Source organism: Sphingobium sp. SA916 (assembly GCF_002894065.1).
Classification (GTDB): Bacteria; Pseudomonadota; Alphaproteobacteria; order Sphingomonadales; family Sphingomonadaceae; genus Sphingobium; species Sphingobium fuliginis.
In genome coordinates, this window is sequence record NZ_LXYF01000052.1 from 134,335 (window position 1) to 145,203 (window position 10,869).

The 10,869-nt window shown below is 66.7% G+C and carries 12 protein-coding genes; 7 read left to right on the forward strand and 5 right to left on the reverse strand.

Features of this window, described 5'->3' with window-relative positions; genetic code table 11:
• The first annotated feature begins 184 nt into the window (after window positions 1-184).
• The 6 genes from A8G00_RS16705 (at window position 185) to A8G00_RS16730 (ending at window position 6,713) form a co-directional block, all read left to right on the forward strand.
• The gene (locus A8G00_RS16705) at window positions 185-955 is read left to right on the forward strand and encodes a class II aldolase/adducin family protein (RefSeq protein WP_025551892.1); all 771 of its coding nucleotides are present in this window, start codon (window positions 185-187) and stop codon (window positions 953-955) included.
• A 144-nt stretch (window positions 956-1,099) separates the two neighbouring features.
• A complete protein-coding gene (locus tag A8G00_RS16710) occupies window positions 1,100-2,968 on the forward strand; it encodes a CHASE3 domain-containing protein (protein ID WP_025549869.1) in 1,869 nt (622 codons plus the stop codon).
• 50 nt (window positions 2,969-3,018) lie between these two features.
• Window positions 3,019-4,266: a putative DNA modification/repair radical SAM protein gene (locus A8G00_RS16715; RefSeq protein WP_025549868.1), complete on the forward strand. Its 1,248-nt coding sequence runs from the start codon at window positions 3,019-3,021 to the stop codon at window positions 4,264-4,266.
• A gap of 75 nt (window positions 4,267-4,341) precedes the next feature.
• Window positions 4,342-4,692: a hypothetical protein gene (locus A8G00_RS16720; RefSeq protein ID WP_025549867.1), complete on the forward strand. Its 351-nt coding sequence runs from the start codon at window positions 4,342-4,344 to the stop codon at window positions 4,690-4,692.
• A 53-nt stretch (window positions 4,693-4,745) separates the two neighbouring features.
• A complete protein-coding gene (locus A8G00_RS16725) occupies window positions 4,746-5,216 on the forward strand; it encodes a hemerythrin domain-containing protein (RefSeq protein WP_025549866.1) in 471 nt (156 codons plus the stop codon).
• Window positions 5,217-5,315: 99 nt separating this feature from the next.
• Window positions 5,316-6,713, forward strand: a complete 1,398-nt coding sequence (locus A8G00_RS16730) for a UdgX family uracil-DNA binding protein (protein ID WP_044661400.1) — start codon at window positions 5,316-5,318, stop codon at window positions 6,711-6,713.
• Between the two features lie 82 nt (window positions 6,714-6,795).
• Here the strand turns inward: A8G00_RS16730 and A8G00_RS16735 are convergent, their stop codons facing one another.
• On the reverse strand, window positions 6,796-7,194 hold the full coding sequence (locus tag A8G00_RS16735; RefSeq protein WP_025549864.1) for a DUF1489 family protein: 399 nt from the start codon (window positions 7,192-7,194) through the stop codon (window positions 6,796-6,798).
• A 28-nt stretch (window positions 7,195-7,222) separates the two neighbouring features.
• Window positions 7,223-8,650 carry a magnesium transporter gene (gene mgtE / locus A8G00_RS16740; protein ID WP_025549863.1) on the reverse strand — a complete coding sequence of 476 codons (1,428 nt, stop codon included), beginning with the start codon at window positions 8,648-8,650 and terminating at the stop codon, window positions 7,223-7,225.
• Window positions 8,651-8,786: 136 nt separating this feature from the next.
• Here mgtE and A8G00_RS16745 point away from each other — a divergent pair, with 136 nt between their 5' ends.
• Window positions 8,787-9,239 carry a peptidylprolyl isomerase gene (locus tag A8G00_RS16745; protein WP_044661399.1) on the forward strand — a complete coding sequence of 151 codons (453 nt, stop codon included), beginning with the start codon at window positions 8,787-8,789 and terminating at the stop codon, window positions 9,237-9,239.
• Here the strand turns inward: A8G00_RS16745 and A8G00_RS16750 are convergent.
• The 3 genes from A8G00_RS16750 to A8G00_RS16760 all read right to left on the reverse strand — a co-directional run.
• The gene (locus tag A8G00_RS16750; RefSeq protein ID WP_025549861.1) at window positions 9,229-9,900 is read right to left on the reverse strand and encodes a hypothetical protein; all 672 of its coding nucleotides are present in this window, start codon (window positions 9,898-9,900) and stop codon (window positions 9,229-9,231) included. The genes A8G00_RS16745 and A8G00_RS16750 overlap by 11 nt on opposite strands.
• Window positions 9,900-10,523, reverse strand: a complete 624-nt coding sequence (locus A8G00_RS16755) for a hypothetical protein (RefSeq protein ID WP_065847084.1) — start codon at window positions 10,521-10,523, stop codon at window positions 9,900-9,902. The genes A8G00_RS16750 and A8G00_RS16755 overlap by 1 nt, the downstream gene beginning before the upstream one ends.
• Window positions 10,524-10,647: 124 nt before the next feature.
• The coding region (locus tag A8G00_RS16760) for a DUF6456 domain-containing protein (RefSeq protein ID WP_253258022.1) at window positions 10,648-10,869 on the reverse strand (222 nt) is incomplete at its 5' end.

The following is a 10,869-nucleotide window of genomic DNA, read 5'->3' on the forward strand; positions in this document are numbered from 1 at the left end:
GGAAACATAACCCTTCCCGACGGGCCGCCCGAATGAAATAGCGGTGAGTCGCCGCAGGTCACCCTGCGCCGTGTGGGGCGCGCCCTACCAGCAGAGTCGCGCAAATTCAACCCAAAAGCCGTTTTTCTCGACAGGGGCGCGGGACAGGCAGATAGTCGCCCCATAAACAAGGAGGAGGATCGCCATGGCAACTGCCGCCAGGACCACGGGCCAGCGCCCCGACATGTCGGCCACGGAATGGGCCGCGCGCCAGCAACTCGCCGCCTGTTACCGCATTTTCGACCATCTCGGCTGGTCGGAGCTGATCTACAACCACATCACCCTGCGCGTGCCGGAGGAGGAGAACGCCTTCCTCATCAATCCCTTCGGCCTGCTCTATGGCGAGGTGACGGCGTCGAACCTCGTTAAGATCGACATGGACGGCCATGTGCTGGACGGCAGCCCCTATCCGGTGAACCGCGCCGGCTTCACCCAGCACAGCGTCTTCCACCGCCACCTGCCCGACGCGCATTGCATCATCCACACCCATACCACCGCCGGCATGGCCGTCAGCGCCACGCGGGAGGGGCTGACGCCGACCAATTTCTACGCCGCCGCCTTCATCGGCCGAATCGCCTATCATGACTTCGAAGGCGTCACGATCCGGGCGGAGGAAGGGGAACGGCTGATCGCCCATCTGGGCGAGCGGCGGATCATGATGCTGCGCAACCATGGCACGCTGGTCATGGCGCAATCTCTGCCGGAAGCCTTCCTGATCCAGTGGATGCTCCAGCGCGCCTGCGAAATCCAGGTCGCGACCGGCGCCGCCGGAACGCCGGTCGACATCCCGCCGGAGGTCATCGCCGTGCACCAGCGCGACCTCAGCGGCGTGCAATTGCCGCTCGGCCCGGGCGTGCCCGATTTCGAAGCGATGGTGCGCAAGATCGACCGGATCGATTCGAGCTGGCGGGACTAGACGGTTTCGACCACGGCTTCTTCCCTCGGGAGGGGCGGGCCCGCCAAAGGGTGGCCAAAACCAGGCAGGCCTGCCAGACCTCACCTGATTACAACAGCCTATCGCCGCTTGCTCCCCGCGCCATATTTTCGCATGTTCCACCCCATGCCCGCGATCCGCCCCGAACGGTCGATCTTCCTGCTGCTGTTGGCCTTGCTGATCGTCGGGCTGGCGTTCGGCAGCACCTATTGGCTCTATGCGGTGCAGCAGCGGGTCAACATCTGGGTTCAGCACACATTGCGCGTCGAGAACCAGCTTTCCGCGCTGCTGCTCCACGCGCAGGAGGCCGAAAGCGCGCAGCGGGGCTTCATGCTGACGCGCAAGGATTCCTTCCTCGGCCCCTATGAGGTCTTCCGCGGCCAGTGGCGGCAGGAACTGGCCGCCCTGCGCATGGAGGTGCGCGACAATCCCCCGCAGGCCCGATCGGTGGAGGAGCTGGAGGAGTTGCTCGACGACCGCCTGTTCCTGATGCGCACGGGCATAGAAAGGCGGCGGCGGGGCGAGGTCGTGCCGGCGGGCGACTTCGATGCGGGCATGGTGACGATGGCCCGCATCCGCGCGCTGGTCGCGACGATGCGGGCGCGGGAAGCGCAGCTGCTGAAGGGCCGGACGGCCAATGACAACCGCCTCAGCACCATGGTTTCGGCCGGGCTTGCCGTGTCCGCCGTGCTGATCACCCTGTTGGGCGCGGTGGCGCTGCGCACCGCCTATCGCCGCGTGGCCGAGGCCACCGAAAGCCAGCAGGCGCTGGCCGACATCAACCGGCGCCTGATGAGCGAGGCGCGGGACCGCGAAACGGCCGAGGGGCAATTGCGCCAGATGCAGAAGATGGAATCGATCGGCCAACTGACCGGCGGCATCGCCCATGACTTCAACAATATGCTCGCCATCGTCATCGGCTCGCTGGACATCGTCCGGCGGCGGCTGGCGCCGGACGCCGACACCCGGGTCGTCAGGGGCATCGACAATGCGACCGAAGGGGCGCAGCGCGCCGCCCAGCTTACCGCCCGGCTGCTCGCCTTTTCCCGCCAGCAGCCGCTCGACCCGCAGCCGACCGACGTCAACAAGCTGGTCGGCGGCATGTCGGAACTGCTGCGCCGCACCATCGGGGAGAGCATCCGGGTGGAAACCGTGCTGGCGGGCGGGCTGTGGCGCGCCAGCATCGACGCCAGCCAGCTCGAATCGGCCATCATCAACCTCTGCGTCAATTCGCGCGACGCCATGCCCATGGGCGGCCGGCTGACGATCGAGACGGCCAATGCCCATCTCGACGACGCCTATGCCGCGGTCCATGGCGATGTCGCGGCCGGCCAATATGTGATGGTATCCGTCACCGACAGCGGCACCGGCATGCCGCCCGAGGTGGTGGAGCGCGCCTTCGACCCCTTCTTCACGACCAAGGGCGTGGGGAAGGGCACCGGCCTCGGCCTCAGCCAGGTCTTCGGCTTCATCAAGCAGTCGCGCGGCCATGTGAAAATCTATTCCGAACCGGGCGAAGGCACGGTCATCAAGATCTACCTGCCGCGCCATTACGGGCCTGAACCGGCCGCCGGCACCCTGATGGCGGCGCCTGCCGAACTGCCCCGCGCGCGGGGCGAAGAGATCATCCTGGTGGTGGAGGACGAGGAACGCGTCCGGCACATGTCCGTCGATTCGCTGCGCGAGCTGGGCTACACCATCGTCCAGGCCTCCGACGGCGAACAGGCGCTGGCGATGCTGGCGATCCAGCCGCGCATCGACATGCTGTTCACCGACGTCGTCATGCCCGGCATCAACGGGCGCGTGCTGGCCGACCGGGCGCGGGCAAGCCATCCCGGCCTCAAGATCCTCTACACCACGGGCTACACCCGCAACGCCATCGTCCACAACGGCATGCTCGACCCCGGGGTCTCCTTCCTCGCCAAGCCCTTCACCCTCGGACAGCTGGCGGTGAAGGTCCGCCAGGTTCTGGACGCCGAGCCTGCGCAAGCCTGACTGATCGAGATTATGGACAGGGGAGATCGGGGAACATATGACGAACATTCATGGCCACCCTCTCCACCCGACAGAAGCTGGAAATCCTTGCCGACGCCGCCAAATATGACGCATCCTGCGCGTCGTCCGGCACGGCGAAGCGCGACAGCGCGTCGGGGCGGAAGGGCGGCATCGGCTCGACCGAGGGGATGGGCATCTGCCATGCCTATGCACCCGATGGCCGCTGCATTTCGCTGCTCAAGATCCTGCTGACCAACAGCTGCATCTTCGACTGCCATTATTGCATAAACCGCCGGTCCAGCGACGTGCGGCGCGCCCGCTTCACCGTGCGGGAAGTGGTCGACCTGACGCTCAGCTTCTACCGCCGCAACTATATTGAGGGGCTGTTCCTTTCCTCCGGCATCATCCGTTCGTCCGATTACACGATGGAACAGATGGTGGCGGTGGCCCGCAGCCTGCGGGAAGAGCATGATTTCCGCGGCTATATCCACCTCAAGACCATTCCCGACGCCGATCCGGAACTGGCGCATCAGGCGGGCCTTTATGCCGACCGGCTGTCGATCAACGTCGAACTGCCCACCGAGCAGGGGCTGCGCAGTCTGGCGCCGGAGAAGGACAAGGACCGGATCGAAAGCGCCATGGCGGGGATGCGCGATGCCATGGAGGACGGGTCGGACGCCAGCCGCCGCTACACCCATGCGCCGCGCTTCGCCCCGGCCGGCCAGTCCACCCAGATGATCGTCGGCGCGGACCAGGCGGACGACCGCGCCATCATCCGGCGCGCGAGCTCGCTCTACAGCCGGCACAGGCTGCGCCGCGTCTATTACAGCGCCTTCTCGCCCATCCCCTCGCCCAGCAGCGTGCTGCCCTTGAAGCGTCCGCCGCTGATGCGCGAGCATCGGCTCTACCAATCCGACTGGATGATGCGCTTCTACGGCTATTCGGCGCAGGAACTGGAAAGCGCCACCGATCCCGTCACCGGCTGCCTGCCGCTCGACATCGATCCCAAGCTCGCCTGGGCGCTGCGGCATCGGGATTCCTTTCCGGTCGACGTCAACCGCGCCCCGCGCGAAGCGTTGCTGCGGGTGCCGGGGCTGGGCGTGAAGGCCGTGGACCGGATCGTCGCCAGCCGCCGCCATCGCCGGCTGCGGCTGGACGATGTCGCGCGGCTGACGCAGAGCATCGCCAAGCTGCGCCCCTTCCTGGTCGCGGCCGACTGGCGGCCGGTGCATCTGGCCGACCGGCTGACCCTGCCCATGGCGCCGCCGCCCGCGTCGCAATATGAGCTTTTTCCGTGAGTCGCGCGCATTTTGCCGTTGATCGGACGGGCGGTTCATGTTTTCCTTGTCCGACGCAAGGAAAGGGCCCGGTTTTTGGCGACGAAGTGGAACGATGGCGCAACCCGCCGCACGGGCCATGCCCAGCGGATGAGCACCCATCTGGCCGCCGCTCTCGTCATCTTCTGCCTGCTTCAGATCTTCATCGTCGCCAGGATGGGCGGATCGCTGCTGCTGCATCTCGGCATCATCGTGGCGATCGGCGGCTTTGCCGTCGCGGCGCGGGGACTGGAACGCCGCTGGGAGTTGCTCGACCGCAGCGGCCTGCCCGCGCACAGCCTCGATCTTCGCTTCCGCCGCGATCTGGTGCAGCTCTGGTCCGCCAGCATCGTCGGCGGACTGCTCTGGATTCCCGTCGCGATCATCTTTCGCGCACTGTTCGGCTGAACCCAAAGCCGCGGTCCATCGTTGTTCCTTCTGCAAGAGAAGGAGCATGCCCCATGGCCGACAGCAGCATTTTCGACCGGTTGAAGCAGGACCATGACGCCCATCGGCAGCTGTTCGACAAGATGGCCGATGCGAAGGACGAGCCGGATCGGCTGGAAAAGCTGTTCGAACAGTTCCGGGTGGAGGTGACCGCCCATGCCGCGGCGGAGGAGGAAACGCTCTACGCCACCATGCTGGCGCGGCCCGACCTGCGCGAAGATGCCCAGCACAGCGTGTCGGAGCATAAGGAGATCGACGATTATCTGGAGGAACTGGAAGACCTCCCCTTCAACGGCGATGAATGGAACCGCGTCTTCGCCCAGCTCAAGAAGCGCTACCTCCACCATATCGACGAGGAAGAGGAGGAGATGTTCCCCGACGCGGCGAAGGAACTGACCGCGGAGGAGGAGCAGAAGCTGGCGGCGCTGTTCGCCCGGCGCAAGCCAGCCGAACTGCAACGCGCCGAAGCGGAGACGAATGACTGAAGGCGCTCCTTCCATGTTCCCGCGAAGCCGGGAACCCGGCCCAGATACCGGCCCAGACACCGGCCCGGCGCTCCACGCCCAGGGCAGCCATGCCGAACCATGTATCGCGCAAGGCTGAACGGCCCGGATGATTTCGACGGCTGGCGCGACGCGGCCCGCGCCTTGACGCTGGCGGGCATCGCGCCCGCCGACATCGTCTGGCAGGACGGCGAGGGCGCTGGCGACCTCTTCGCCGCCGACGAACCGCTTCCGGTCGCAAGCGGAGCCGCCTTCTCCGTCCCGCGCGCCTTTGTCGAGCTGGCGGAAACGGCGATCCTGCACCGCGACCCGGAACGTTTCGCCCTGCTCTACGCCTTGCTCGCCCGGTTGCGCGACCGCCCCGCCAGCCTGGAAGATCGCGCCGATCCACTGGTCCGGCGCGTGGAATCGCTGGCCAAGGCCGTGCGGCGCGACATGCACAAGATGCGCGCCTTCGTCCGCTTCCGCGAACTGGCCGATGCGCAGGGGCCGCGCTTCGTCGCCTGGTTCGAACCGGACCATCATATCGTCCGCGCCAATGCCGGATTCTTCGTGCGGCGCTTCGCCTCGATGCGCTGGTCGATCCTGACGCCCGAACTCAGCATCCATTGGGACGGCGAGGCGTTGACCGAGGGACCGGGCGCCACGCGCAGGGATGCGCCGGGCGACGATCCCGTCGAGGACATCTGGAAGGGCTATTATGCGGCGATCTTCAATCCGGCACGGCTCAAGGTCGGCGCGATGCTGTCCGAAATGCCCCGGAAATATTGGCGCAACCTGCCAGAGGCCGCGCTCATTCCCGAACTGGTGGCGGGCGCCCAGACAAGGGAGGCGGCCATGATCGCGACCCCACCCAAACCCGCCGCCCGCCGGGGGAACGCGGCCACGGCCTGGAGCGCGCTGCGCGAGGAGGCGATGGGCTGCACCCGCTGCCCGCTCTACCGCGACACGACGCAGACGGTGTTCGGGGAGGGGCCGGCCGATGCGCCGCTGATGTTCATCGGGGAACAGCCGGGCGATCAGGAGGATCTGGCCGGGCGCCCCTTCGTCGGGCCGGCCGGGCAATTGTTCGACCGCGCGCTGGAAGAGGCCGGGATCGACCGCCGGCGCGCCTACATCACCAACGCCGTCAAGCATTTCAAGCATGAGCGCCGGGGCAAGCGGCGCATACACCAGACGCCCGAAACGCCGGAAATCCAGGCCTGCCGCTGGTGGCTGACGCAGGAGCTGGAGCTGGTCCGCCCCCGGATCATCGTCGCGCTGGGCGCCACGGCGGGGCGCGCGCTGCTGGGGAAGGCGGTGACGATCAGCCGGGTCCGTGGCGCGCCACTGGCGCTGGAGGGCGGCGCGCAGGGCTGGATCACGGTACATCCCAGCTATTTGCTGCGGGTGCCCGAAGAGACGCGCAAGGCCGAAGAGAGAAAGCGCTTCGTAGAGGAGTTGCGGGAGATTGGAGAACGGGTGAAGGCGCTGGTCTAGAGCATCGTGCGCAAAAGTGGGAACCGGTCTTGCGCGGACCCATCCTGTTCCTGCGAAGACAGGAGCAGGATGATGCAAGACGTTAGAGCAAGCCCAGTTTCGACAACTCCCCCAGCAACCGCGTCGGCATGGCGTCCAGATCGTTCGCCTCGCCCTCGCCCAGATCGGGCGGCGCGTCCTTGCCTTCCAGATAGCGCCAGCCCTGATGCGCCCGCTTGGGCAATGCGCGCACCGGGATCAGCCGGGGCTCCAGCCTGATCCAGTAACGGCCCTGCCCGGTCTCCTGAAAGCCCAGCAGAGGACTGCGCCCGACAAGCTGATGCCCATGAATCCAGAAGAGCGAACCGCCCGTCAGTTCATCGACCCGCTTGGGCAGATAGCGCGTCGTCAGCCGCGCCTCCTCCGCATGGCTTTCCAGCCAGGCGCGAAGCGTCGCGGGACTTTCGCTCCGAAAGGCGATCTTGGTCAGGTGAAGCGGCATGGCACGAAGATGGGCGCTGGCTGGCCGATTACAAACCCCAGACCGTGGCAAGGCCAAGGAAGGAGAAGAAACCCATCACATCGGTCATCGTCGTCACGAACACCGCCGATGAAACGGCCGGGTCGATATTCATCCGGTCGAGCGTCACCGGCACCAATATGCCGGCCAGCCCGGCGACCAGATTGTTGATCAGCATGGCGAGCGCGATGACGATCCCCAGATCGTGATTGCCGTAGATGAAGCCCACCGCGACGCCGATCAATATGCCGAGCGCGGTGCCATTGGCGCTGGCGATGCGGAATTCGCGCACGATCTGCCGGATGGTGTTGGAACTGGTGAGCTGGTTGGTGGCGAGCGCGCGCACGGCGACCGCCATGGTCTGCGTCCCCGCATTGCCGCCCATGCCCGACACGATCGGCATCAGCACGGCGAGCACCACATATTTGGAGATGGTCGACTGGAACAGCCCGACCACCGACGCCGCCAGGATCGCCGTGCCCAGATTGACCACCAGCCATTGCAGGCGCGTGCGCACGGTTTCCAGGATCGGCTGGTTGATGTCGCCCTCGCCCGCGCCCGACAGGCGGAGTATGTCCTCGCCCGCCTCCTCGGAGATGATGTGGACGATGTCGTCGACCGTGATCATGCCGACCAGCCGGCCGCTGCCGTCCACCACCGCGGCGGAGATCAGCGCATATTTCTGGAAGCGCAGCGCGACCTCCTCCTGGTCCATGTCGACCGGGATCAGGGTCTGTTCGCGCTTCATCAGGTCCGCCATGGCGACGCTGCGCGGGCAGGTCAGCACCCAGCTCAATTGGCAGGTGCCGATCGGCTTGTGCGCTTCGTCCACGACGAAGATTTCCCAGAAATCGGTCGTCAGGTCGCGATTGTCGCGCAGATAGTCGATCACCTGCCCGACCGTCATATGCTCCGGCACCGCGACCAGGTCGCGCTGCATCAGGCGGCCGGCGGACTCCTCGGGATAGGAAAGCGCGCTTTCGATGGCGGCGCGGTCCTCCGGCTCCATCGCGTCGAGGACGGCCTGCTGGTCGGCCTCCTCCATATCCTCGATGATGGCGACGGCGTCGTCGGTGTCGAGTTCGGCGGCGAACTCCGCCACCTGTTCGGGCAGCAGCGCGTCCAGCAGGTCGTCGCGCACATAGTCGTTGAGTTCGGACAGAACCTCCGCGCCGACCAGGTCGCCCAGCGCGGCCGCCACCTCCCCGCGCCGTTCGGACGGGGTGAGTTCCAGAAGGTCGGCAATGTCGGCCGGGTGCAGCGGCGACACCAGTTCGCGCGCCCGTTCCCTGTCATCCGCCTCCACCGCATCCAGAACGGCGTCGACGAATTCGCCCTTCAGCCGGTCATCCTCATCATGGCGGGATTCGACCTGCTCGGCGGCAACATCCTCAAATTCGTCCGGCCGGGGTTCGGCCGTATCGGCTCGCTCGCTCATCGCGTCCCCTACTGTCCGGTTCCTGTAACATTTCGCTGCTTTTGCCCATGCCCGTCACAATTGCAATGGCTTCCATCCCCGTCTTAACGCTCTATATGGTCCATCTCCCCAATTTTCCCCGAAGAGAGGATTTTTCATGGCCGACGACACCCTGACCCTCACCCTCGACAGCGGCGGCGACGTCGTCATCAAGCTGCGTCCTGACCTCGCCCCCGGCCATGTGGAGCGCATCACGCAGCTCGCCCAGGACGGCTTCTACGACGGCGTGGTCTTCCACCGCGTCATCCCCGGCTTCATGGCGCAGGGCGGCGATCCGACCGGCACCGGCATGGGCGGGTCGAAGCTGCCCGACCTCAAGGCCGAATTCAGCCGCGAACCGCATGTCCGGGGCGTTTGCTCCATGGCCCGCGCGATGAACCCGAACAGCGCCAACAGCCAGTTCTTCATCTGCTTCGACGACGCCACCTTCCTCGACGGCCAGTACACCGTCTGGGGCGAAGTCACTTCCGGCATGGAGCATGTCGACGCCCTGCCCAAGGGCGAGCCGCCCAAGACCCCCGGCAAGATCCTGAAGGCGACTATTTCCTGATCGGATTGTCCGTGGCGGAGATGGCGTTGCCCGCCGTCTCCGTCGCTTCGCCGGCAGGCGGTTCATAGGGGCCGATGCTTTCTATATGCCAGCGGCGGTCCGCCTCGCTGGAACCGGGCACGTCATTGGCCCGCCGCAGCGTCACCTGCCGCAGCCGATACCAGGGCTTGCCGTTCGCGGCCAGACGGCCATAGACCTGCACCGGCACCGTCACGAACAGCGATCCCGCCGCCCCCTCGATCGCGCCGGGCGCGCCCACCTGGGCATGGATTTCGCTGAACCCACGGAAACGGGCGGCGAAGCGCGCATCGTCTTCCGCCCCCATGGCGCTGTTGTCGTTCCACAGGTCCTGCGCGTCATTATAGCGCTTTTCCTCCAGCAGGCCGTAATAGCCCTGCACCACCTGGGCGGCGCCCTGCGCGCCCTTGGGATCGATGGAGTCTTCCTCCACCACCGGCCGCGGGTCGACCGGCAGGCCGCCGGGCATGCCCGGCGCGGGAGGATTCAGCGGCTCCAGAACCGCCTGCGCCTCCGCCCGGACATTATTTTCGACCTGCGCCGCATTGGCGCCATTGGCCAGATTGTCGATCGCGCTCTCCTCCCGGCCATCGCAGGCCGCGAGCAGGAGCAGGGCGATAACCGCGCCGGACCCAGGCCGCATCAGTCGCGCCGACCCCGCCAGCCCTCACGGCCGGAGCGGCCGCCGCCACCGGAACGCGCGCCGCCGTCGGACCGCGTGCGCGGCGTCCCCCAATTGCGTTCGGTCCGTGGCGTCGTCATATCCCCTTGTCCCCTTCCTGGCCCGGGCGCCTGCGCGCCCGCAGCGGGATTGCCCTGTCGGGCGTTCCGCCAATTTCCATTCCACCGCCCATTTCCATTCCACCGCCCATTTCCATTCCACCGATTGCCATCGCCGCCGGAACGCTCCCGCCAGCCCTGACGCGGTGCGCCATTGTTCCAGTTGCCGCGCCGGCCGTCATCGCGGCGGGCCTCCCGGCGTCCTTCCCAATAGCGGCGCTGGCCGTCGTTCCAACGCTGGCGATGGCCGCTGCGGTTGTACACATAATAGCCGCTGCCCGGATAGTAATAGCCGTCATACCAGCCGCCATAATAGCCCGGGCGATAATAGCCCGGACCCCAATAGTCATCATAATAGCCGCCGCCATAATAGCCGCTGCCCACGCTCACGCCGCCATAATAGCCATCGTCATAAGCACAGCCGCCCAGGGCCAGCGCACCGGCAAGGCCGATCGCCGCGAGGAACCTCCGTCCGGTCCAGGCCATCGCCTTTCTCCTTCATCCTGCATCCATGCCATGCATAACGCCGGCTGCTTGAATTGGTTGTGAATGGCCGGGATCGAAGAGAGGATCGGGCCGGCGGCGGGAAAGCGCGCGGCGGTCCCGGCCATCACCCCGCCTCTCCCACCCGATACCAGGCGGCGACGCGGTCCAGCGCCAGCGTCAGCACCAGCTTGCCCGCCCGGGTCGGCCAGCCCAGCGCCTTTTCCGCCGCGCTCAACCCCTCGCCCGCGCAGGCCACCCGCCACAGCACATCGGCCAGACCCGGCCCCGCGGCGCGGATCGCGCCGTCGAACCGCTCCCGCGCGGACAGTTGCGCCAGGCCCGGCTC

What these genes read in the sequence shown, in the direction of transcription:
- mgtE (WP_025549863.1), bottom strand. Translation starts at nt 8,650, where the DNA reads ATGAGCGAGCGAGCCGATACGGCCGAACCCCGGCCGGACGAATTTGAG.
- A8G00_RS16725 (WP_025549866.1), top strand. Translation starts at nt 4,746, where the DNA reads ATGGCCGACAGCAGCATTTTCGACCGGTTGAAGCAGGACCATGACGCC.
- A8G00_RS16715 (WP_025549868.1), top strand. Translation starts at nt 3,019, where the DNA reads ATGGCCACCCTCTCCACCCGACAGAAGCTGGAAATCCTTGCCGACGCC.
- A8G00_RS16755 (WP_065847084.1), bottom strand. Translation starts at nt 10,523, where the DNA reads ATGGCCTGGACCGGACGGAGGTTCCTCGCGGCGATCGGCCTTGCCGGT.
- A8G00_RS16750 (WP_025549861.1), bottom strand. Translation starts at nt 9,900, where the DNA reads ATGCGGCCTGGGTCCGGCGCGGTTATCGCCCTGCTCCTGCTCGCGGCC.
- A8G00_RS16705 (WP_025551892.1), top strand. Translation starts at nt 185, where the DNA reads ATGGCAACTGCCGCCAGGACCACGGGCCAGCGCCCCGACATGTCGGCC.
- A8G00_RS16735 (WP_025549864.1), bottom strand. Translation starts at nt 7,194, where the DNA reads ATGCCGCTTCACCTGACCAAGATCGCCTTTCGGAGCGAAAGTCCCGCG.
- A8G00_RS16730 (WP_044661400.1), top strand. Translation starts at nt 5,316, where the DNA reads ATGTATCGCGCAAGGCTGAACGGCCCGGATGATTTCGACGGCTGGCGC.
- A8G00_RS16745 (WP_044661399.1), top strand. Translation starts at nt 8,787, where the DNA reads ATGGCCGACGACACCCTGACCCTCACCCTCGACAGCGGCGGCGACGTC.
- A8G00_RS16710 (WP_025549869.1), top strand. Translation starts at nt 1,100, where the DNA reads ATGCCCGCGATCCGCCCCGAACGGTCGATCTTCCTGCTGCTGTTGGCC.